Raw genomic sequence first — 21,376 nt, forward strand, 5'->3', positions numbered from 1 at the left:
ACCACCTTTTAAAAATATAATTTAAACGTTTTCATTTTACATATTGATTATAAATGCAATCGGTTGCATTTGCAAGTAAAAAAAATCTCTTTTTCTGAGATTTTTAGATTTTGGTCGAAGCTCGTTCCACGATCTTATGTGGTACGACTACATGATCGGTCTCCAGCTTTAAATTGTCATTTTCCTTAGTGCTGATCGCTAACGCCGCAGCTTCGGAACCTAAAAAGCGTGGAAAGATCTCAACTGAAGTCAAGGCTGGGCGTGCCGTTTTAGCCAGCAATGAGTTATTAAAGCCCAACAAAGCAAGTTCAGATCGCTCGACCTCACAAATATCACAGAGGTGCTGGATCTCAAGCGCCAATATGTCATCACACGCTACGACCCCGACTTTACCACTACTTTTAGCCATTATCTTACTAAAAGCTTGGGCATTTTGCATTTCAGCAGCCGGAACTGTACTCAAACACAGCGGTGATTCAGCTAGACCAACTTCAGCTAAAGCTGCTAAATACCCCTTATACCGTGCATTTTGTACTTTTTCAGCTAAATTAGTGTGGGCATAGACGACTTGGGCAATTCCTTTGTCCAGCAAGAATTTAGTTGCATCATATCCCGCTTTGAAATTATCATTGTCTACATAACACGTTGTCTCTTTATCGGTATATGGTGAACCGATCACAACATAGTGGATCTTTGAATGTTGCTTGATACATTCCAGCACCGGATCATTGGCTTGGGAATAGACAAATACGAAGCGCGTAATATTTCCGCGCTTGATCATCGTTTCGATATTTTTGATCAGTTCTTCAGTCGTTTGACCAGACGCAACCGAGACTAACTGATCGTGCGCATTGCAGATCGAAGCTAAGCCTTGGATGATCTGGATAAAAAACGGATTGTCCCCCACAGCTTCTTCGCGGGCTGGCAAAATGACCCCGATCGTATTTGAGGTTTGATTAGCTAAATTTTGAGCAGCAAAATTAGGCGAATAATCCAGCTCTCTCATCGCCTGGCGCACCTTATCCTTGGTCTCTTCGCTGATCAACGGACTATCATGCATCGCGCGTGAAGCCGTTGACGGCGAAACACCAGCTCTTTTAGCGACATCTTTTATCGTTGCCATCTGAGCACCACCTTCCATAAAAACGTTTGCATAAATCTAAGTATATACCGTCAAAATATCTTTATGCAAGCATTCATCAAAAAATTATGCTATACTTTGAAAAAATTTAGTCGAGGTACTAGCCGATGAATGCAACTGAAATGTGGCACGCCTTTTGTGCCGGTGATCCAACGCTTGCCAATGCCCCTCATGAAGCTTGGGCTTTTGGCTGTGAACCTGATCTTTTAGCCAAACTTGTTTTGCGCGGGCAAAAAACAGCTACTACATCTTCTTATCCCTTATATGCGCTAGAAAATGAGCCCCTTCCTCAAGTCGGTGAATATAATATCATCTTAGATGGCAACGACAAGGCGATCTGCATCACCAAAACGACCAAAGTCTACCGCACATTATTTAAAAACGTTTCCGCACGCCATGCTTATTTAGAGGGCGAAGGCGATCGGAGCCTAGCCTATTGGCGTAAAGTCCATCAAGCTTTCTTCACTGATGAATTAGCCGAAGTAAAGCTGGACTTTACGCCTGAACTCGAAGTCGTCTGTGAAGAATTTGAAGTTGTTTTTAGCTAAATAAACCGACCTGACCAGCCAGATACTAGTCAGATCGGTTTATTTAGTATTGTGTGTTATTTACGCATGATCCGCAAAGCGTTCAAAACTGCGATCAAAGTGACCCCAACATCCGCAAACACAGCTTCCCACATCGTTACGTCACCAAAGGCACCTAAGATCAAAAAGACAAATTTAATTCCTAAAGCTAGGCAGATATTTTGCCAAACAATTTTTTTAGTCCAACGCGCAATATTTAAAACACGTAAGATCGCCGCTGGATCATCACGCATCAAAACAACATCCGCTGCTTCGATCGCCGCATCAGAGCCTAAAGCTCCCATAGCGATCCCAACATCAGCACTCGCCAAAACAGGGGTATCATTTAGCCCATCACCGACAAAGCCGACTTTGCTAGTTTGAGCTTGTTGTAACTTTTCAACTTCAGTCAACTTATCTTGCGGTAAAAGTTCTGCTTTGACCGTGTCGATCGCCAATTTAGACGCGATCGCATCCGCTGTTTTTTGCCGATCCCCCGTCAGCATCACCGTCTTGATCCCTTGTTTTTTGAGTTCTTTTAGCGTTGTTGCGGAAGTTTGTTTGAGCGTATCAGCGATCTCTAAGCAGCCCAAATATTTGCCAGCATAAGCAACATAGACTAGTGTACCCGTAGTTGTTGTTGGTAATTCTGCCAACGCGATCCCGTGTTCATTCAACAGAGCTTTTTTACCGACCAATAATTCTTGGTCAGCAAAAACAGCCTTGATCCCTTGACCGACCACTTCTTTTACAGTTGCTAATTTTTCGGTCGGTAATTTTCCTGGGAAATACTCCACGATCGAACGCGCGATCGGATGCGGTGAATGCATCTCGGCGATCGCTGCCAATTCAACTAATTCAGCTTCTTTGATACCTGCATTAGGATAGACATTTTCGACCCGGAATTTGCCTTCTGTTAAAGTCCCAGTCTTGTCAAACACTAAAGCCTGGATCTGCGTCAATAATTCTAAGTAGTTGCTCCCTTTGACCAAAACACCAACCTTAGATGAGGCACCGATCCCGGCAAAAAAGCCCAAAGGGATCGAAATGACTAACGCACATGGGCATGAGATCACTAAAAAGATCAATGCCCGATAGAACCATTCGTTAAATGGTTGGCCAAAAAATAGCGGTGGAATGATCGCCAATAATAACGCAGCTCCGACCACGATCGGTGTGTAGACTTGCGCAAATTTGGTGATGAATTTTTCCGTTGGCGCCTTCTTTTGACTTGCATTTTCAACTAATTCCAAGATCTTAGCGACCGTTGATTCACCATACGGCTTGGTCACTTGAACTTCGAGAACACTGTCTAACACGATCGCACCGCTCAAGATCTGGGTTCCAGCTTCGACCAAGCGCGGTTCAGATTCACCCGTCAACGCAGCCGTATCTAAATATGCACTTCCACTAATAACTTTACCATCCAAAGGTACACGTTCGCCTGGTTTGATCTTGATCACTTCACCAAGTTGGACTTGTGCGGGCGCGATCTTAGTTACACTGCCATCTTCGGCGACTAAATTAGCATATTCTGGACGAATATCTAACAATTGTGTGATCGAAGCGCGTGAACGCTCAACTGCAATATCTTCAAAGAGTTCACCTAAAGCATAAAATAACATCACGGCGACCGCTTCGGGATATTGTTTGACAGCAAAAGCTCCAACTGTTGCGATCATCATCAAAAAATTCTCATCGAACCATTTACCTTGAAAGATATGCTCGATCGCTTCTTTGATCACACCAAACCCGATGATCAGATAAGCCACTAGGTAAATAGCAAATTCCAGTCCAGTACTTAAATTTGGCAAATGTGCCACTAAAAATAGCAAAATTGTAATTACGATCTGAATAATTTTATTTTTGTTTGCGGAAATGATCTCCCTCATTATTCTCACCTCTAAATTTATGAATATATGTTCATATTTTCAATTAAAGTGTAGCATTTTTAATTTCACCATGCAACTATTTGAATTACTTTGACTTTTAAGCAAAAATAATGTAGCTTAAAAGTTAAATATTACTTGTGTCCTGTCTGGCCGCCTTGACCTGAGAGGACTTTTTTTATAAATAGTATAGGAGGATTTTATGGACAGTAAGAAATTAACTTTCAGACATTATCTAATGATCGGCTCTTTGATCTTTGGGATGTTATTTGGGGCTGGCAACCTGATCTTTCCCGTTCATTTAGGCCAAATGGCTGGGGGCCACTGGCTAAGCGCTGCAGTTGGCTTTTTAGCCTCAGGTGTTTTACTACCAGTTTTAGGTCTACTATCGATCAGTATCACGCAATCACGTGGCATTTATGAATTAGCGCGTCCAGTCGGGCACAGCTATGCGTTACTCTTTATGATCTTGATCTACGCTACGATCGGACCATTTTTTGCGACCCCTAGAACGGCGACCGTTCCCTTTACGATCGGATTTGCACCACATATTCCACAAAATCAGCAATCATTAGGCCTATTGATCTATTCAGCGATCTTCTTTTTATTGGTATACTTTCTATCTAGTCGAGAAAGTAAGATCACCGCTTTGATCGGTAAGGTGCTCAACCCTATCTTTTTAGTAATGTTATTTGTGATCTTTTTACTAGCTTTTATCAGCCCGCTCAGTTCAGCTGCGAGTGCACCGATCACTAAGGAATATTTGACGGGCGCCTTGACCTCGGGGCTTCTCCAGGGCTACAACACGATGGATGCTTTGGCTTCGATCGCTTTTGGGATCACTGTCGTTACGGCCGTTCGCCAATTTGGTCTGAAGGATAAAAAAGATATCGCTTTGGCAACTGCTAAAGGTGGTTCACTTGGGATCCTTTCGATCGGGATCATCTATATTGCCTTGATCTTATTAGGAGCGCAAAGTGTCTCGACTTTTGGCTTGGCAGAAAACGGTGGGATCACTTTAACGCAGATCTCTCATCACTATATGGGCGTTTTTGGTGATGCATTGTTGGCGACTTTGACGACGATCACCTGTTTATCGACTTCAATGGGGCTTGCGATCGCCTGTTCCCAAGCCTTCCATCAACTATTCAGTCGTTTTTCATATAAAGCGATCTTACTGGTCTATTGCTTGCTATCATTTGCGATCGCTAACCTCGGACTTGATGCGATCATCGCTTGGTCATTACCAGTCTTGATGTTTTTATACCCGTTAGCGATCACTTTGATCTTATTAGGTGTTTGTTCACCATTGTTCAACAATTACGCTTTGGTCTACAAAACTACGACATTTCTGACTTTGATCCCTGCTTTCTTTGACATGTTGAATGTTTTGCCAGCTGGGCTAAAAGAAACTGTGCTAGTCCAAACACTGCTCAAGTTTGCTCAAACTTATTTCCCATTCTTTGAGCTCGGCTTTGGGTGGGTCTGCTTTAGTTTGTTAGGCCTAGTCATCGGTCTGATCGGATATTTCATGCGTAAAAAGTAAAATATAAATAATAAAAGGGTCTATCATGATGTAAAGTCATCATGGTAGACCCTCTTTGTATCCCGCTTATTTTAACAGTCCATGTTCGACTAAATATTTATGGGCGACTACACTGGCCTTTTGATGCTTAACACTGACTTCATAGTTCATTTCTTGCATCTCTTTAGTCGTAATTTTGCCAGCTAATTTTTCTAAACTTTGTACGATTTTAGGATTATCGTTGGCAAATTTTTCATTCATCAACGGTGCTCCTTGATACGGTGGGAAAAAGTTCTTATCGTCTTCTAGCACCACTAGATCATATTGGCGCACTTGCGGGTCAGTCGTATATCCATCGACCAAATTGACCTTCTTTTGCGCGATCGCTTGATAGCGTAGGGCGGGCTCCATGACCGAGATCTTGCCAAAATCTAAATTATAGGCTTGCTTTAAGCCCAAATAACCATCTTCTTGATTGGAAAAATCGGGATCAAAGCCGGCATGGACCTTATCATTGACCCGTGCCAGATCACTTAATTTAGTCACATTGTATTTTTGCGAAAATTCCTTAGTCACTGCTAGATCATAACCATTTTGATACGCCATCGGTTTTAAATAGCGCAGATCATACTGCTTTAATAATTGCTTTTGCGCTAGCGTATAGGTCTTTTTTGGATCACCAGGTGTCTTTTGATCGTAATCGACCAACGCCTCTAAGACTGTCCCAGTAAATTCAGGATAGATATCAACTTGCCCCTTTTGCAGTGCTTTGAACAGAAATGTCGTTCCACCAAAGTTAGGTTTTAATGTCACTTCGGCTTTAGGATCAGCTTGGGTTATCAATTCCTTATACATATTCATCAAGATCTCGGGTTCACTGCCAAGTTTGCCGGCGATCACGACTTTAACGGGCTTGGGCTGTAAAGTTTCGTATACTTTTACCCCACCAACGCCTGCTCCCAAAAGAGCTAAGAGCGCCAAAGTTGCATAGATCCGACGAGAATTTTTGCCGATAAATTTTAAAAGACCACTACAGATAAAGGCTAAAGCTGCCGACAAGATGCCCCCGATCAGCAGATAATCATTGTTATTTTGCTGGATCCCCAGCATGATATAACTTCCTAGGCCACCAGCACCGATAAAAGCAGCTAAAGTTGCCGTACCGATGACCATGACTAAGGCGATCCTGATCCCCGATAAGATCAACGGTAAAGCTAACGGAAATTCGAGCCGTTGCAGTTGTTTCCAGCGTGAAAGCCCAAATGCTTGAGCAGCCTCTTTTAAATTGGGATCGACATTTTTCAGCCCTGCATACGTATTTTGATAGATCGGCATGATCGCATATAACGTCAAAGCGATCACAGCTGGGAGCGTTCCAATGCCAACTAATGGGATCAAGAACCCTAATAACGCTAAACTGGGGATCGTTTGGATGATCCCAGCTACCTGCAAACCAGCCTCACCCCAAAATGGTCGATCACGCAAACTGATCGCTAAAGGGACTGCGATCAAAATAGCGATCACTAATGAAATAAGTGAGATCGTCAAATGCTGCCCCAGTGCCTGTAAGATCTCAGTGCGTTGCACACTGAGCGTTTCAAATAATTTTGCCATTAGCTCCGTCCCCCTTGTTCTGCTAGATAAGCCAGGAGCGCTTGATAGGTGATCTGATAAGTCTGGGCTTGATACGTGAATTGCAACTCAGGCGTTTTTTGCAGTTGGATCAATAAGTCATCAAAACTCTCGAGCTCGATCGCATATTTAGCATCTGCGATCTTAGTCGGATACGTAGTTTGTAATAAATATTCCAAGTTCCAAAAGTGAGGGCATTCAGGATCAAAGAAGTCCTTTACAAATTCATTGGCAGGATGTTGCATGATCTGCGTAGGTGTGCCGACTTGTTGTGAATGTCCCGCATGGATAACAGCGATCCGATCACCCAAACGCAAAGCTTCTTGCATATCGTGTGTCACAAAAACGATCGTCGGCTTTAATTTTTGGTGCAGATCTAAGATCAGATCCTGCGACTGGCGCCTCAACACAGGGTCTAAGGCACTAAATGATTCATCCATCAAAACTAAGTCTGGCTTAGTGGCTAAAGCTCTGACGATCGCCACGCGTTGCTTTTGGCCACCTGAAAGTTCAGCTGGCTTACGTTTGGCAAATACTTTAGGATCAAGTTCGACCGCTCGCAACAATTCATGTGCTCGCGCCCGGCGTTTTTCCTTGCCTACTCCGAGTTGTTCGAGTTGGATCGTGATATTATCTTCCAGTGTCAAATTTGGGAATAAACTGCTATCTTGTAACACATATCCAGTATTTAGGCGTAATTTTTGCTTATCATACTCTTTGATCTTCTTGTCATTTAGATAAATATTGCCTTGAGTGGGGATCGTCAGTTGATTTAACATCCGTAAGAGCGTTGTTTTACCACTACCACTGGGACCCACTAGCACAAAAAATTCCCCAGCATCTATCTCAAGATCGATATGCTCTAAGATCGTGTTCTCACCATATTTCATCCCTACATCTTGATAATGGATCATCGCTTTCACCTCGTACTTTCATATCATCTAGTCTGACGGAAAGTAAGCAAAAATACAATTGATACGCTCAAATCAATATTTCCCCGGAAATAAAAAGATCCCACTTTCGAGACAAAAACGGTCTCAAAAGTGGGATACATGATTTTTACGGAGTTACCCGCTTTTCTGCGCACTGTGTTCGTTAATCCAGCACCATTTGGTTTGTATATAGATCGTAATAGAAACCTTTTTGGGCGATCAACTCTGCATGACTGCCCTGCTCGATCACATTACCGTCGCGTAGAACTGCGATCTTATCGGCATTGACGATCGTCTTTAAGCGGTGCGCGATCACAAAGCTCGTGCGTCCAGCTAGGACTGCATCCATTGCTTGTTGGATCTTTTCTTCCGTCACCGTATCAACGTTAGATGTCGCTTCGTCTAAGATCAAGAAATCAGGGTCAGACAGTAAAGTCCGCGCAATACTTACCAATTGCTTTTGCCCCGTTGAAAAGATCGACTGCTCATCACTGACTTTAGTTGCATATCCATCGGGCAAACTAACGACGAAATCGTGGATCTGTGCTTGTTTAGCCGCGGCGATCATCTCTTCATCACTAGCATCTGGTTTGCCGTATTTGATATTATCGGCGATCGTTCCGGTAAAGAGCAACGAATCTTGCAATACGATCCCAACTTTTGAACGCAATGACTTGAGTGTAAGGTCGCGTACATCCACTCCATCAAAAGTCACCGACCCAGAATCAACGTCATAAAAGCGATTGAAAAGATTCATCGTCGTCGTCTTACCTGATCCCGTTGGTCCAACTAAGGCTAGCATCTGACCTTTATCTACTGACAGATCGATCCCATGCAAGATCTCTTTACCTTCATCATAGCTAAAATGCACATCATTTAAAGCTACTTTTGAACGTAAGCCCTCCTGCTTTTTACCGTCCAAAACTAGATCCTCTTCTGCTTGGGCTTCGACTTTAGCCAAACGTCTCGCACCGGTCAATGCCAGCTGAATCATCGAGTAGATCGAGGTCAATTGTGTCAGTGGTTGGAAATAGGTTTGCGAATATTGCACAAACATCACGATCAAGCCTAGACCAGTCGCTGTATTCATCGAGTCCGCCACGATCAACCAGATCCCCCCAACGATCACGATCGCTAGGTTCAATAATGACAGACCTTGCATCAAAGGAAACAAGAGACCGGAATAGAATTGACCTTTAAACATCGTATCTTTAACACGCTGGTTATATTTTTTAAACTCAGCGATCGATTCTTGTTGGAGACCGTTGCTCAAAATGACCTGTTCACCGTTGATCTGTTCATTGACATAACCGTTTAGATTTGAGATCTCATCTTGTTGGGCATCTAAATATTTCCGGGCCTTTGACATGATAACTAGAGCGATCACTAGCACAAATGGTGTCGAGGCTACAGTGATCAAAGCTAGTTTGACGTTGATCGAAAACATCACGATCAATGTTCCGATATAAAGTGCCCCCTGAGAAACGATCTCAAAGACCGCATTGTTCAAAGCGTTGAAGATATTATCGATATCTGACGTAAATAACGATAAGATCTTCCCGTCTTGATGCGTATCAAAATAACGGATCTTCATACGTTGCAATTTAGCAAATAAGTTTTTGCGCATGCCATTGGTTGCGTCCGCATTAAACTTAGACATGATCATCCAAGCAATGAATTGAGCTAACACATTCAATAAGAAGTACAGTGCCATCAATTTCAATGCCGTATAAAAAGCAGCCATTGAGGCACTCGCACGTGTCACTGGGTCAGCTAATTGAGCGACATACTTAGTCAAAGCCGTGACCGCATTTCCCATGTAGATCGGTGCGATCACTTGGAAAAAGGTCGCTAGTAAAGTCAAAACGATCATAATTGTCACAGCTAGCCAATATTGCTTCAAATACTTCCAAAAGTAGCCACAGGCAATTTTAAAATCCTTCATTTACAGCTCCCCTTCCTCGATCTTATCTTTAGCACGTTGCGTCTCATAGATCTCACGGTAGACCTGTGAATTCGCTAATAACTCCTGATGCGATCCCAATGCTACGATCTGACCTTGATCTAAGACCATGATCCGATCAGCATCCATCACGGAGAAGATCTTTTCTGCGATCACAAAGGTCGTCGTCTGCGTCAATTCTTTTTCTAGCGCTTCTTTGACTCGTTTTTCCGACTTAGCATCTAGAGCCGAGGTCGAATCATCCAAGATCAAAACTTTTGGCTTACCGACGACCCCACGCGTGATCGACAAACGCTGCTTTTGCCCACCAGAGAAGTTCGCCGAACGCTCTTCAACGGGATGTTCATATTGATCATCATAGCGCTCCACAAACTCAGCTGCCTGTGAGATCCGGGCTGCCCATCTAAAATCTTTAGTGGTAGCATTCCGATCACCTTGGCGCAAGTTATCTGAGATCTTACCTGAGAAGAGTAAGGCTTTTTGTAAGACTAGTGATACCGCCTTACGCAATGAACCTTCATTTACCTCACGCAGATCGACCCCACCAACTTTAACGACCCCAGAAGTCGGATCGTATAAACGAGTCATCAACTGAGCTAAGGTCGATTTCCCTGAGCCAGTGGCCCCGATGACCCCGATCGATTCACCTGGAGCAACTTTAAAACTGATATTTTTGAGCGTTTCATTTTCAGCCCCAGGATAAGCAAATGAGACATTATCAAATTCAACAGTCCCATCAAGCTCTACTTCTGGTGCATTTGGATCAAATGTTAAATCTGGTTTTGTATCTAAAACTTCCTTTATTCGGCCCAAAGAAACAAAACCACGCGCATACATCGCCATCGTCATCCCACCAAAGGCTAATGTAAATAACATCTGCATCAGATACCCGATATATGAAGTGATCGCTGCCAGTTCACCCGGGTTATTTTCTACATTTATCCCAACTAAATAAACGACTGCCGTGATTCCCACATTGCAGACTAAGAAAAAGGCTGGCAATAAACAGGAGAACACATAACCGATCTTGATATTTAGATCATTCATCTCATCTGAAACTTCACCAAAACGTTCTTCTTCGTTTTCTTGTTGGTTAAAAGATTTGATCACTCGAATACCTTGCATCGCTTCCTTAGCGATCGTATTACTGCGATCTAATTTCTTTTGGAAACGATCAAACATCTTACCTAATTGCGGGAAAGTCAGCCCGATGACTAAAGCAACGGCTAAAAACATCACGACTTGTAGCCACCAAAAACGTGGAATAGTGACAATCCCCAACACAAAAGCCCCGATGATCATGATCGGCATCCGTAAAACTTGCATAAAGGTCGTCATCACAACATTTAGCACTTGATTCATATCGTTGATCAAACGGACGACTAGGGTACTAGCCGAAAATTTTTCAATATTGCTCAAAGAAAATGTTTGGATCTTACGGTATGTCTCCTCCCGCAGATCACTGGTAACGCCTTGAGCGACCCGAGCGGCAAAATAAACATTCAAGATCCCAGCGATCACCCCGATCACCGCTAAAGCGATCAAGATCATCCCGTAATTGAACATTGCCTGGCGATCATTTTTTAATAAATTATCTAAGATAAATTGTAGGATACGCGGTTGCAATAGAGATGCACCTGCAGCCACAATGATCGAAATGACCGCACCAATGATCGCACCCAAATAGTTTTTCAAGTGTGGTTTTAAGATCTCCATATTCCCCTCCATAATGATAAATTTATTAAGACATTTTTGCTTCGTATGTACAAGTCTAGCGGAATTTTAATTTTTATTCAACCACTCAATTTAAAAATAGTTTTGCTATAATAGTTAGGAAATCTATTAACTCTAGCAAGACACAAGGTGAATATTATGATGGATAATGATTTAAATCTCCCTTCAAAGGAGGAAACAGAAGCCAGTGTACAGATCTTCAAAGCATTTGGCAATGAGACTCGCTATAAGATCTTGTATTTATTATTTGAAAAACAACTTACAGTAAATGAGATCACCGAGGCGATCGGTATGACGCAATCAGCGGTCTCACATCAATTAAAGATCTTGCGCCAAACGGGACTAGTTTCCAGCAAGCGTGACGGGCAACACGTCTACTACACGCTAGCCGACAACCACATCATCACGATCTTCAAGCAAGTAGAAGAACACATCAACGAAGACTAATCACAGTGCGGAGGATTGCGCTCAGCTCCGTAGAAATAACTGCACCCCAACTCCGAGGCAAAAAACACCTCAAAGTTGGGGTGTTGCTATTTTCTAGAGGCTGCATTCTGGAGCACGACTATGAACAGGCTATGCAACAAGGGATCCACTGTGATACATATTTTTGTATCACAGTGGATCCCTTGTCATATCTCATATTCTTATGTAGCTTATCTTACGCGCATGTAGAGCTTATCTACTGGGGCACGGTTACCATCGTGTCCAAATTGCGCTAATTTATTTTCAGGTGAATTATTCCAAGCCAAATAGTCTTGTTCATCTTCCCAGACATTCAACAAGAGGAATTGGAAATCCTTTTTCAAAGAGATCAACACTTTAGAAGCCTTCAACCCAAGGGGACGCGCAGCTTTGTTGTTCCAAGAATCAACAACTGCATTGAAAACTTTTTGTTGATCAGTATCTAAAGTCACATACCGCAATTCTAGTAGGCCGTCCCAATCCGTTTCACCGATCTCTTTTAAGACGCGATAATTCAAACCAGATTCAAACACTGTATGTTCACCGGAAATATCAACGAGCAAATATCCATCTTTATTGGCTAATGCACGATAAAGTAAAAAATTCCGGTCAGCGTAACGGTCTGAGATCGTCGTCAACATTTTTTCTGGTCCTAAGGCCAAATTAATTTCATTTAATGGCATAATTCATCCTTCTTTCAGCAGACTTACTTTATTAGTATATCACTAGGACTATTCTAAACCTATTAGCTAAAAACTGCTAATTATTTCTTTGGATAACCCACAAAATGTAACTTACCACTGATGTATTCGCCTAAAAAGACCTCTGTACTGCTCTTAAAGCCGTTCTTTTGCAATTGCTCATCAAGCCAGGCTTCATCCCGTGAGATCATTTCTAAAATATCGTAATTGATGATCCCATCACTGATCAAGGGGTAGCGAATACTTTCATCATCACCGTATTCGAGCACTGTCAATTGGCCATTTTGTTCCAAAACGGCCCGTTTGACCCGCGCTAACTCATAGATCCCGTTGACCCGCAATCTAAACATCAATTCATCGGCCGTCACCCCGCGTTTTAAACAAGTTTCCACGTCGAGCTTGCCATTTTTGACTAAGATCGCTGGGCGTCCATCGATCATCACCTTGGCTAAGCGATTATGATTTTTTAAAAATTGCAAGACCATCACCACTAAAGTCCAAATGATGAGCACCATCAAAAACTGTAGCACCGTAATATCTTGATTATAAATGATCCCCCCGATGATCCCACCAAGTACGTAATTTTGTACTTGATCGAGTGCTGTCACTGGGGCTAAATTTCGTTTACCAACAATATTTATCTGTAAGATGATACATAACATCCCTAAAATAAATTTGCCAATTATCGGTCCATAAAATTCCACGTTAAAATCCCCCTATTGGATCGTAATATCTTTATTGATCAAATGCGTCCGGGCCAACTTATAACTGTTACGATCGACACTTAATTCGACCCGATAGTACTTATCTTTGACTTTCACGATGATCCCATCCGCAAGACTACGACTGTTGACAGCCACGTCTTTTGTACTGACACCTTCTTCACGTGCAACCGAACGTAAAAATGGTTGGACCTGTGAAGTCGTTAATGTTTGCGTACGGTGTTGCTCATAGTTACTGTAGCCTAAGCCAAACAAGAAAAGCATCACCAGTAACATAATGATACTGATATCGCGGTATTTAGTATCTAAACGATTGCGTGAATACATCAAAACTGCAAACAATAATATAACTAAACCGATCGCAGCTAAGGTATAGATCACCAACTGATTTACCTCACGTTGATTTTGAAGATATTGTAAGGTATAAAATGTCATTTTCATTACCTCAGTCATTTTTTTATTTTTATGATACCGAGGAATTGTCTAAAATACTATACCTATTTTTTTGAATAAAAAATTAAAAATAGAAAAAAACTTCGCTGATCTATCCGACCAGCGAAGCTCTATTACTTAACATTATTTTTCTTTAAATTCGCCTTCGATCACACTATCATCTTCTGAATGGTGTGAATCTTTACGACCATTACTTGGTGCATCAGGTATAACTAAAGCGGCAATGAAGTAGATCAATAAACCAAGGACAATATTTCCCGGGAAAATGATCAAGATCGCACCAATGATCCGGGTGATCGCTTTATCCCAGCCAAAGTATTCTGCGACACCACCAAAGACACCTGAAACTACTTTATCATTTGATTTTGTTAATTCTTTTTTTGTTTTTGCCATCGCAACTTCATCCTTTCAATTAATTGATTTACTTTACCGTATTTTCGCCGGTTTGATTATCTAAAGTCAAGACATCAGCTTGATCTGCATTTTCTTCTAGTGTACCACCATTTGTCTGTTGTTGGTCATGTAATGTATTTTTACCATGTTTGTTGGTCAAACGGTAACCTTGTACTGTTACATTGCCGACACGGATCGCACCATTTGTGTTTTTGATCTCATATTTACCCTTGACTGTGATCGTATCGGCATCAAGATCTGGACTTGGCTCGGTGTCATCAACATCTTCGCTATCACTTTCATCATCGCTATACTCATAACCGTATTCGATGTCAGCTAATTGTGTACTCCCACCATTCAAGACTAGCCCGTCTTTATAGTAGACTCTGCCTCGACCTTCTGTCTTGACTTTGATATTATTTAGTTCACCACCTGAAACCACTAGGTCTAGATCAGCCTCTGCAGTAAATTCTAATTTACCATTGTTGAGCTTAGAGTTGATGATCTGACCAGCGTCAATACCAGTATCAACGTCTGTTCTTTCTGCCGTCACTTCATTTAATTCAAGTTTTTTAGTGTGATTTAAGTCAAGCTCTAGCATTCCAACATTTAGTTTTTCCAAGTCGAGGTTATTATAGATACCTTCAACTTTTAACGTGCTCAATTTTACATTTTCGGGTACCGTAATGACTAATTTGCTATCGACCTTTGTGTGATGATCCGTAAAATCAAAGCTCACTGTACCAGATATATTACGCCCCCGAATGATCTTCAATGTTCCATTTTGATAACTGATCTTTGGTTCAAAGCGTGAACTTCCACTGTAAGAAACGCTATAATCAGAGCCTTGTCTGATATCAAGATCGACCGGCGCAAAATAACCCGACCCATTTTCGATCTCGATCCGATCAAATTCTTTTTTAGCATACGTCTTTTGAATATCTCTATCTTTTTTAACGACTTGGACCTTTAAGCCATCGAATTCGACTGCCTTAACGCCGTGGAACACAGCGCCCACAATTGCGATCACGGCACCGATAGCTAAGATCAACCAACCAAATTTAAATGTCTTCTTCATGGTCACTGCCTCCTTTTTCTTTGCGTTTCTTACTCAAGTTATCATAGAGATACTTGGAGAAGTTGGCGATCCCTTGCAAGATCAAGCGGATCAACCAATAGACTAGCGGGATAACGACTAAAAGCCCCCCTAAGGCTAACAGCCCTAAGCCTAGATAAAAGAGCCCGACTGCCCAACTGCTAAATAGCATTGCGACCCCGATATAGATCAAGAGCCCCATTACAACTACACCGGCGCATAAGAGCACGCCAGCGCCAAAAACTAACCCTGCCAGTAAGACTAAGATCCCGATCAACACTGCGATCATGATCCCACCAAAACCTAAGAGGAATGGTGAAGCTAATAAAGCTAGTAAGATCAACCAGATCATCTTCACATTTGACTGTGGGGTCGCCGTGCGTTGATACTTGACTTCTTCATCGGTCGTCTTGATCGAATAATCAGCTAAGACTTTCCGACTCAATTGCCGTGGTGTGCCTAACCGTTCTTCGATCTGACTGCGGGTCTCTAACCCTGCATCATCGATAAATTCTGAATAAAACATAATGGCATCGGCACGTTCTTCTGGCGTTAAAGGTTGTAAGTATTCTTCTAATTCAGCCAGATATTTTTCCCTATTCATGTTGCCCCTCCTCATCTTGTGCATTTTGCTTGCGCTTATCCGCTGCGGCAAAGACAGCATCTAAACTTTCCTTATAATCATTCCACATTTTTTTGATACGTTGTAAATGGTTTTCCCCGCTCTCAGTGATCTTGTAGTAACGACGATTGCGTCCTTGATAAGGCGCATCGTATGTGGTCACATATTCTGCCTTTTGTAAGCGACGTAAGACCGGATACATCGTTGATTCTGAGATCGAGATCGCTTGCTGCATATCTTGTGTCAGCGCATATCCATAGTAATCTTGACTTTCTAACAAGGCTAAGACCAAACCATCTAATAGATCAGCTGTTACTTTGATTTCCATGCGGTTTTTCCCACCTTTCTTTTTTCTCTGTTATATCTTAACTTCACTAATATTATATGATGTATAATATATAGAGTCAACTAATATTGTAAAATAAATTAAATTTGATATAAAAAGCCCTAAGTAGGCTATAAAACCGCTTAGGACTAGGCTTTTATTTGATTTTTTGATTGATCTTTTTTATCTCTAACCATGTGGAAAGATAATTTCCAAGGTAAATAATGAGATAAATTCCCGTATACATCAGTAAAAAGCTAGCGATCCACAAAATACTATGAGGAAACCAGCCCGCCAGATAAGCTAACGGGAAAAAGCAGATCAATGTCACAAGATAATGAAGGAGCGACATCTTGAGCAAACTCCACTGTTCTTGTTTGAAGATCGATCCGGAAAAATAAAAAACATTTCCCATTAGAGCCCACAAAATGATCGAGCTTGCCATCGCTCTAACTGGGGTCGTAAATAGTTCCATAAACGTTGGCGTTGAGGGCATATATTCTCCCTGCCCCAAAATACTGGAAAAGATGACGGATAAGATCACCCCGATCGCGATCCCCAGGCAACTAGCATTAATTATCTTTTTAAATATTTTCATCTTAGATCCCTAGCCTTTCTTTGAGATTTTTGACACAACGTCTAGCCACAAAGGTCGTAGTACCATTTTTTAGTTTTAAAGCGATCGTTCCTTGCACAGTCAATTCCAAATGATCTAAATAATTCAAGTTAACAAATTCACTGCGACTAATCTTAACAAAATCCGGGGATAAAAGTTCAGCCACTTCATACAATTTCTTCTTTATCTGATAGCTACCGTGCTCGGTGATAGCATAGACCTTACCAGCTTGGCTATTTAAGGAAATGATCTGAGCTAAGGCTAACGGCTTAACGATCTGATCAGCATAGCCCCAAATTTGTTCATCATGCTCAAGTAGTTGGATGACTTGTTGTAACTTGGCCGTCAATTCATGCACATGAAATTCGGCCCATTCTTCGGGTAATTTAGGGTCGATCTCAAATTTACTTTTCATTTTGGCTTTCCCCCTTCCTTTAGCTAAATTCTAGCAAATATTAGGCTGATTTTCGCTAAAGACGCCTAAATGGTCGGTAATGATAGGCAAACGGTCTGAAAGTTAGCTCAAGCGGGCAAAATACGCATCCAAGCTATGTAGCTGAAACGTGTTCGACAGCACAACTCCTAGCAGATAACAGAAGATCCCCCATGATGCAAAAATACGCATCTGAGTTATATAGTGGAAACGTGTTCGACAATGCAACGCCTAGTAAATAACACGGAGAGCCCCACAATGCAAAATACGCATTATGGGGCTCTCCGTGTTATTCATACGGCGCTGGCCGCATTGTCTCACACTCTTAAAATCTTATTTGAACATAGGTCACTACGGCCGCAAAAACTGCTGTTGCTATCAAAACAAAGCCTTTGCCCATGAGCTTTCCTAATTTTTCTTGAGCGATCATCTCATTGACCGGTTTTTCAAAGCCTACTCCGACCCACCAGGTCAATAAGACTACTGCTAATTTTCTAAACCAAGCCAGATCACCTAATAATAATGTTATCAACACCATTGCTACCACAGTAATAGCTGTGACTGGATATTGTTTTAATTTTTCTACCATTACGATTCCTTCTATTCATGTAATTCGAGGGGCAAGCCGTAGGGATCAAAGAAAAAGGTCATCAACTTACCATCAAAGTCATCACGCCGCAACGGCTCACATTTGACGCCTAACGCCAACAAACGCTTCCTTTCCGCTGCAACATCGTCACATTTGAAAGCCAAATGACGCAAACCCCTTGCCTCTCCAGTAGCTCCACTGACACGTTTTGGTGCATTGGGCCTGATGAATAACTCCAATACTAGCCCATCTTTAGCTACATTCAACAAAATATCATCTTTTTCGGGACGAACATGCTCAGATACGATCTTAAAGCCTAATTTGTCGACATAAAAATCAACTGCTTGCGCTCGATCACTACAAATGATCGCAATATGATGGACAAACATTACCCTTCACCAAATTCCAAATGACTGCCATTTTCATCGACAACACCGTATATCTTTTTACCTTCACATTGCCCTAGATCTAACTGTCCGTAGAGTTTTTCTTCATCCGTGATCTCCACGCCATGCATATTGGCTGCCATAAATTTGCGGATGATCGCCATTTCTTTTTCACGCAATTCAGATTTTTCTACGGCTTTGGCTAAAGTATAACCCTCATCGATAAAAACTTTGATCGAACCGACTTTGTACAACATTTCCCAGCTATACTTACGCACTGAATTCTTCTCATCAGCTAGCGACTTGATATAACCACGCTCTTCCCAATAGCGCAATTGCCGCCCTGTGACCCCTGTGATCTTACACATATCACCGATCCCGATCCGAATGTCATGGATAAAGTGGGGTTTGTGCATCTTATGCTTCGTCTCTTTCAAGTTTCTTCCCCCTCGCAAATAATTTTCCTACTTTAGATTTTATATTGTTTAGGCGATTTGTCAACTATCTTGACAAAGTTGGTAAATAAGGTTTATAGTAGGCAACGCACATAAATTGAAAATAATATCTAAAATAATAAAGGAGTGAACTTGTTTGAATAATGCTACACATCCGACCGACATCAATGGCAATAGTTATAATCGTAATCTATTGGTCTTAGTTTTAATGGTCGGTTCTTTTTGTACTTTTTTGAATAGTACCTTGATGAACACTGCTTTTCCTGCGATCATGAAGGATTTTTCGATCTCAACGGCAACCGTTCAATGGTTAACGACTGGTTTTATGATGGTCAATGGGGTCATGATCCCGATCTCAGCTTGGTTGATCAACCGCTTCAGCTCAAAAACAATGTATCTCTGGGCGATGTTGACCTTTTTACTAGGGACAGTCGTTTCCTTTACCGCCCAAAATTTTGGAGTCCTTCTCGCCGGTCGTTTGATCCAAGGTATCGGGGTCGGCGTTTCAATGCCGTTACTTCAAACGATCATGCTCTCGATCTTTCCCCCGGAAAAACGTGGAGCTGCTATGGGGACGGTCGGACTTGTGATCGGGCTTGCACCAGCTTTAGGGCCAACACTTTCTGGGTGGATCGTCGATAACTGGACTTGGCGTGAATTATTCGGCATGATCATTCCGATCGTGATCGCCGTTATCATCTTAGCCTTCTTCTTTATGAAAAGCGTGGTGCCTAACACCCATCAAAAGATCGACGTCATTTCGATCATCACCTCAACGATCGGGTTTGGAGCATTATTATATGGCTTTTCTAAAGCTGGTAACGACGGCTGGAGCGATTTCTACGTCCTCGTCTATCTAGCTGTCGGGGCGATTTTTGTTGTTCTCTTTTGTTGGCGCCAATTAAAAATGGACGAACCTTTCTTGGACATCACAGTTTTCAAATATGGTGAATTTAGCCTGGCTGCGATCTTAAGTGGGGTGGCTAACTTGGCTTTAGTTGGTTCAGAAATGGTGATCCCACTTTACATCCAAAATATTCGCGGCGAATCCGCCTTTCATTCTGGCTTGATCTTATTACCCGGAGCTCTAGCAATGGGGATCATGTCACCGATCACGGGACGCTTATTTGACCGTTACGGAGCTAAATTCATGGCGCTTGCCGGGATGACGATGTTGACTTTAGGCTCGATCCCATTTCTTTTCATCACTAAAGAGACTTCGATCATGTTGATCATCGTCTTTTATGCGATCCGGATGTTTGGGATCTCCGCAACAATGATGCCCGTCACGACTTCAGGGATGAATGTCTTACCGTTCAATAAGATCTCTCACGGGACGGCGGTCAACAATACTTTCCGCCAAGTCTTAAGCTCGATCGGGACTGCGATCTTGATCTCCGTTTTGAGCTCGGTCACCAAAAACTCAATGCCAGCCCACAGTGTTTTGGTCCAAACACCGCTCAAATATGCTGACCTCGCTACTGGGGCTGTTTTGAATGGTTATCATGCTGCATTCTTTATTTCGATCCTCTTTGCAGCTGTCGCATTGTTCTTTGCTTTCTTCTTAAAGAAGGGCAATAATGCACCTAAAGTCACGATCACTAAAAAGGGGGCTAAGTAAATGAGTATCATTATTTTAGTTTTAGCCACGATCAGTTTCTTTTGTTTTACAGTCCTACCTACCCTTAAGCATCGCGTTTTATATGCTTTACTGTCATTGGCGATCATGGTGCTCTGTACCGGTGCGATCGTGTTAAATGATTCCTATAATTGGGGGATGAAAGTTCAAACGGTCACCAAAAAACAAAAACTCGTTTCTTCAGTCCCCGATCACCTCGATGTATTGCTGTACCAACCACTTGGTACTAAGTCAGAAAGAGTTTATCTCTACCACAATTCTTCTGATGAGAAGAAATTGCGCCAAACGCCAACGACTGATACGACTACCAAATACTCGCAAACTGGCAAAACTCCGCAATTAGTCGTAACTGAAGAGCGTTATGTCTACCAAAATGGCCTTTCCGAGCTTTTCTTTGGCATTTTAGACAATAATGATCGTCTCAAACATCGAACTTATGAATTCAAATTGACTGATAATTGGTTTGTTTTGAGCACTAAACAAGCTAAACAGCTTAAAAAATTACTCGAAGAACATGACACCGAGCTCAAGGAAAATATTTCCCAGGTAATTCAACAAGAATTAGCGCAGAAATTGCAACAAAACCCAACGATGTCTAGCACCGAACGGGAGAATGTGCTCAAAGAGTTACAAGAGCAAGCAACTCAACAGTTAGTCAAAAAATTGATCACTCAAGTTCAAACAAGTGATTCTTAAACTAAATTTAAGGCATATTTATAAACAAATTTAAGCAACTAGCGTATAGTTAAGACAGTATCAAGTTAAGATACCATCCAGAAAGGAACATCTATATGGATAAAAAGACTGATATTGTCTCTGCACAAGTTGTAGACGTAAAATCAAACAAGATCACCTTAAAAACTGAAGATGATGAAGTCATTGAAGTTGCCCGCCCTGACAGCGTGGCACATGACATGCTCTTCATCCAAACAATGAAAGACATCTTAAAGAGTGGGATCTGGATCCCTGTAAATAAAAAACTCAAACAACTTTTACGTTACGACTGGTTTGAAACCCCGGTCGAACAATACTCATTTTAATATAAAAAAGCATGCCAAAATTGTTTTGGCATGCTTTTTTGTGTAACTATGCAATTCTT

General features: G+C 41.9%; 24 protein-coding genes. 6 read left to right on the forward strand and 18 right to left on the reverse strand.

Features of this window, described 5'->3' with window-relative positions:
* Positions 1-103: 103 nt before the first annotated feature.
* On the reverse strand, positions 104-1,123 hold the full coding sequence (locus GSR62_RS08980; protein WP_010689934.1) for a LacI family DNA-binding transcriptional regulator: 1,020 nt from the start codon (positions 1,121-1,123) through the stop codon (positions 104-106).
* Positions 1,124-1,248: 125 nt separating this feature from the next.
* Between GSR62_RS08980 and GSR62_RS08985 the strand changes: the two genes are divergently transcribed.
* Positions 1,249-1,689: an ASCH domain-containing protein gene (locus GSR62_RS08985; RefSeq protein WP_005922728.1), complete on the forward strand. Its 441-nt coding sequence runs from the start codon at positions 1,249-1,251 to the stop codon at positions 1,687-1,689.
* Positions 1,690-1,745: 56 nt separating this feature from the next.
* Here the strand turns inward: GSR62_RS08985 and GSR62_RS08990 are convergent, their stop codons facing one another.
* Positions 1,746-3,599 (reverse strand): heavy metal translocating P-type ATPase, encoded by a 1,854-nt coding sequence (locus tag GSR62_RS08990; RefSeq protein ID WP_066024254.1) that lies wholly within the window; start codon positions 3,597-3,599, stop codon positions 1,746-1,748.
* Between the two features lie 199 nt (positions 3,600-3,798).
* Between GSR62_RS08990 and brnQ the strand changes: the two genes are divergently transcribed.
* On the forward strand, positions 3,799-5,142 hold the full coding sequence (gene brnQ / locus GSR62_RS08995) for a branched-chain amino acid transport system II carrier protein (protein WP_066024255.1): 1,344 nt from the start codon (positions 3,799-3,801) through the stop codon (positions 5,140-5,142).
* Between the two features lie 66 nt (positions 5,143-5,208).
* On the opposite strand, the gene GSR62_RS09000 is transcribed toward brnQ, so the two are convergent.
* The 4 genes from GSR62_RS09000 to GSR62_RS09015 all read right to left on the reverse strand — a co-directional run bounded on the left by GSR62_RS09000 (position 5,209) and on the right by GSR62_RS09015 (position 11,364).
* A complete protein-coding gene (locus GSR62_RS09000) occupies positions 5,209-6,735 on the reverse strand; it encodes an ABC transporter permease/substrate-binding protein (protein ID WP_066024256.1) in 1,527 nt (508 codons plus the stop codon).
* Positions 6,735-7,667, reverse strand: a complete 933-nt coding sequence (locus GSR62_RS09005) for an ATP-binding cassette domain-containing protein (protein WP_010689940.1) — start codon at positions 7,665-7,667, stop codon at positions 6,735-6,737. The genes GSR62_RS09000 and GSR62_RS09005 overlap by 1 nt, the downstream gene beginning before the upstream one ends.
* Before the next feature lie 181 nt (positions 7,668-7,848).
* On the reverse strand, positions 7,849-9,630 hold the full coding sequence (locus GSR62_RS09010) for an ABC transporter ATP-binding protein (protein WP_066024257.1): 1,782 nt from the start codon (positions 9,628-9,630) through the stop codon (positions 7,849-7,851).
* On the reverse strand, positions 9,631-11,364 hold the full coding sequence (locus GSR62_RS09015; protein WP_035447126.1) for an ABC transporter ATP-binding protein: 1,734 nt from the start codon (positions 11,362-11,364) through the stop codon (positions 9,631-9,633). It abuts the gene before it with no gap.
* A 156-nt stretch (positions 11,365-11,520) separates the two neighbouring features.
* Between GSR62_RS09015 and GSR62_RS09020 the strand changes: the two genes are divergently transcribed.
* Positions 11,521-11,829, forward strand: coding sequence for an ArsR/SmtB family transcription factor (locus tag GSR62_RS09020; RefSeq protein ID WP_035447123.1), 309 nt, complete (start codon positions 11,521-11,523; stop codon positions 11,827-11,829).
* Positions 11,830-12,038: 209 nt separating this feature from the next.
* Here GSR62_RS09020 and GSR62_RS09025 read toward each other — a convergent pair whose 3' ends face one another.
* From GSR62_RS09025 to GSR62_RS09080, 12 genes are all read right to left on the reverse strand, one after another.
* Entirely contained in the window at positions 12,039-12,530 is a 492-nt protein-coding gene (locus tag GSR62_RS09025; RefSeq protein WP_010689944.1) for an antibiotic biosynthesis monooxygenase, read from the reverse strand.
* A gap of 80 nt (positions 12,531-12,610) precedes the next feature.
* Positions 12,611-13,252: a DUF421 domain-containing protein gene (locus tag GSR62_RS09030; protein WP_010689945.1), complete on the reverse strand. Its 642-nt coding sequence runs from the start codon at positions 13,250-13,252 to the stop codon at positions 12,611-12,613.
* Positions 13,253-13,264: 12 nt separating this feature from the next.
* Positions 13,265-13,705: a DUF3290 domain-containing protein gene (locus GSR62_RS09035; protein ID WP_010689946.1), complete on the reverse strand. Its 441-nt coding sequence runs from the start codon at positions 13,703-13,705 to the stop codon at positions 13,265-13,267.
* Positions 13,706-13,846: 141 nt separating this feature from the next.
* Positions 13,847-14,116 carry a PspC domain-containing protein gene (locus tag GSR62_RS09040; protein ID WP_035447119.1) on the reverse strand — a complete coding sequence of 90 codons (270 nt, stop codon included), beginning with the start codon at positions 14,114-14,116 and terminating at the stop codon, positions 13,847-13,849.
* A 28-nt stretch (positions 14,117-14,144) separates the two neighbouring features.
* Positions 14,145-15,194 carry a DUF4097 family beta strand repeat-containing protein gene (locus GSR62_RS09045; protein ID WP_066024258.1) on the reverse strand — a complete coding sequence of 350 codons (1,050 nt, stop codon included), beginning with the start codon at positions 15,192-15,194 and terminating at the stop codon, positions 14,145-14,147.
* Entirely contained in the window at positions 15,178-15,816 is a 639-nt protein-coding gene (locus tag GSR62_RS09050) for a DUF1700 domain-containing protein (protein WP_010689953.1), read from the reverse strand. The genes GSR62_RS09045 and GSR62_RS09050 overlap by 17 nt, the downstream gene beginning before the upstream one ends.
* Positions 15,809-16,162: a PadR family transcriptional regulator gene (locus tag GSR62_RS09055; protein WP_010689954.1), complete on the reverse strand. Its 354-nt coding sequence runs from the start codon at positions 16,160-16,162 to the stop codon at positions 15,809-15,811. The genes GSR62_RS09050 and GSR62_RS09055 overlap by 8 nt, the downstream gene beginning before the upstream one ends.
* A gap of 154 nt (positions 16,163-16,316) precedes the next feature.
* The gene (locus tag GSR62_RS09060; RefSeq protein ID WP_066024259.1) at positions 16,317-16,757 is read right to left on the reverse strand and encodes a DUF3021 domain-containing protein; all 441 of its coding nucleotides are present in this window, start codon (positions 16,755-16,757) and stop codon (positions 16,317-16,319) included.
* Position 16,758: 1 nt separating this feature from the next.
* Positions 16,759-17,190 carry a LytTR family DNA-binding domain-containing protein gene (locus GSR62_RS09065; RefSeq protein ID WP_035447114.1) on the reverse strand — a complete coding sequence of 144 codons (432 nt, stop codon included), beginning with the start codon at positions 17,188-17,190 and terminating at the stop codon, positions 16,759-16,761.
* 343 nt (positions 17,191-17,533) lie between these two features.
* The gene (locus GSR62_RS09070) at positions 17,534-17,797 is read right to left on the reverse strand and encodes a hypothetical protein (protein WP_035447111.1); all 264 of its coding nucleotides are present in this window, start codon (positions 17,795-17,797) and stop codon (positions 17,534-17,536) included.
* Between the two features lie 11 nt (positions 17,798-17,808).
* Positions 17,809-18,186 (reverse strand): SMU1112c/YaeR family gloxylase I-like metalloprotein, encoded by a 378-nt coding sequence (gene gloA2 / locus GSR62_RS09075; RefSeq protein WP_010689962.1) that lies wholly within the window; start codon positions 18,184-18,186, stop codon positions 17,809-17,811.
* Positions 18,186-18,620: a MerR family transcriptional regulator gene (locus tag GSR62_RS09080; protein ID WP_010689963.1), complete on the reverse strand. Its 435-nt coding sequence runs from the start codon at positions 18,618-18,620 to the stop codon at positions 18,186-18,188. Before GSR62_RS09080 ends, gloA2 begins: the two co-directional genes overlap by 1 nt.
* Before the next feature lie 154 nt (positions 18,621-18,774).
* On the opposite strand from GSR62_RS09080, the gene GSR62_RS09085 reads away from it, so the two are divergent.
* The 3 genes from GSR62_RS09085 (at position 18,775) to GSR62_RS09095 (ending at position 21,317) form a co-directional block, all read left to right on the forward strand.
* Positions 18,775-20,259: an MDR family MFS transporter gene (locus GSR62_RS09085; protein WP_010689964.1), complete on the forward strand. Its 1,485-nt coding sequence runs from the start codon at positions 18,775-18,777 to the stop codon at positions 20,257-20,259.
* Positions 20,260-20,973: a DUF4811 domain-containing protein gene (locus GSR62_RS09090; protein ID WP_035447108.1), complete on the forward strand. Its 714-nt coding sequence runs from the start codon at positions 20,260-20,262 to the stop codon at positions 20,971-20,973. It abuts the gene before it with no gap.
* Positions 20,974-21,068: 95 nt separating this feature from the next.
* Positions 21,069-21,317, forward strand: a complete 249-nt coding sequence (locus tag GSR62_RS09095; RefSeq protein WP_010689967.1) for a hypothetical protein — start codon at positions 21,069-21,071, stop codon at positions 21,315-21,317.
* Positions 21,318-21,376: the final 59 nt, after the last annotated feature.

This window comes from Ligilactobacillus animalis (assembly GCF_009933595.1).
GTDB lineage: Bacteria > Bacillota > Bacilli > Lactobacillales > Lactobacillaceae > Ligilactobacillus > Ligilactobacillus animalis.

Excerpts from the sequence above, each read along its gene's own strand:
- GSR62_RS09060 (WP_066024259.1), bottom strand. The coding sequence starts at position 16,757 with ATGAAAATATTTAAAAAGATAATTAATGCTAGTTGCCTGGGGATCGCG.
- GSR62_RS09035 (WP_010689946.1), bottom strand. The coding sequence starts at position 13,705 with ATGACATTTTATACCTTACAATATCTTCAAAATCAACGTGAGGTAAAT.
- gloA2 (WP_010689962.1), bottom strand. The coding sequence starts at position 18,186 with ATGTTTGTCCATCATATTGCGATCATTTGTAGTGATCGAGCGCAAGCA.
- GSR62_RS08985 (WP_005922728.1), top strand. The coding sequence starts at position 1,249 with ATGAATGCAACTGAAATGTGGCACGCCTTTTGTGCCGGTGATCCAACG.
- GSR62_RS09065 (WP_035447114.1), bottom strand. The coding sequence starts at position 17,190 with ATGAAAAGTAAATTTGAGATCGACCCTAAATTACCCGAAGAATGGGCC.
- GSR62_RS09090 (WP_035447108.1), top strand. The coding sequence starts at position 20,260 with ATGAGTATCATTATTTTAGTTTTAGCCACGATCAGTTTCTTTTGTTTT.
- GSR62_RS09015 (WP_035447126.1), bottom strand. The coding sequence starts at position 11,364 with ATGGAGATCTTAAAACCACACTTGAAAAACTATTTGGGTGCGATCATT.
- GSR62_RS09055 (WP_010689954.1), bottom strand. The coding sequence starts at position 16,162 with ATGGAAATCAAAGTAACAGCTGATCTATTAGATGGTTTGGTCTTAGCC.
- brnQ (WP_066024255.1), top strand. The coding sequence starts at position 3,799 with ATGGACAGTAAGAAATTAACTTTCAGACATTATCTAATGATCGGCTCT.
- GSR62_RS09095 (WP_010689967.1), top strand. The coding sequence starts at position 21,069 with ATGGATAAAAAGACTGATATTGTCTCTGCACAAGTTGTAGACGTAAAA.
- GSR62_RS09000 (WP_066024256.1), bottom strand. The coding sequence starts at position 6,735 with ATGGCAAAATTATTTGAAACGCTCAGTGTGCAACGCACTGAGATCTTA.
- GSR62_RS09070 (WP_035447111.1), bottom strand. The coding sequence starts at position 17,797 with ATGGTAGAAAAATTAAAACAATATCCAGTCACAGCTATTACTGTGGTA.
- GSR62_RS09005 (WP_010689940.1), bottom strand. The coding sequence starts at position 7,667 with ATGATCCATTATCAAGATGTAGGGATGAAATATGGTGAGAACACGATC.
- GSR62_RS09025 (WP_010689944.1), bottom strand. The coding sequence starts at position 12,530 with ATGCCATTAAATGAAATTAATTTGGCCTTAGGACCAGAAAAAATGTTG.
- GSR62_RS09040 (WP_035447119.1), bottom strand. The coding sequence starts at position 14,116 with ATGGCAAAAACAAAAAAAGAATTAACAAAATCAAATGATAAAGTAGTT.
- GSR62_RS08980 (WP_010689934.1), bottom strand. The coding sequence starts at position 1,123 with ATGGCAACGATAAAAGATGTCGCTAAAAGAGCTGGTGTTTCGCCGTCA.
- GSR62_RS09050 (WP_010689953.1), bottom strand. The coding sequence starts at position 15,816 with ATGAATAGGGAAAAATATCTGGCTGAATTAGAAGAATACTTACAACCT.
- GSR62_RS08990 (WP_066024254.1), bottom strand. The coding sequence starts at position 3,599 with ATGAGGGAGATCATTTCCGCAAACAAAAATAAAATTATTCAGATCGTA.
- GSR62_RS09045 (WP_066024258.1), bottom strand. The coding sequence starts at position 15,194 with ATGAAGAAGACATTTAAATTTGGTTGGTTGATCTTAGCTATCGGTGCC.
- GSR62_RS09010 (WP_066024257.1), bottom strand. The coding sequence starts at position 9,630 with ATGAAGGATTTTAAAATTGCCTGTGGCTACTTTTGGAAGTATTTGAAG.
- GSR62_RS09020 (WP_035447123.1), top strand. The coding sequence starts at position 11,521 with ATGATGGATAATGATTTAAATCTCCCTTCAAAGGAGGAAACAGAAGCC.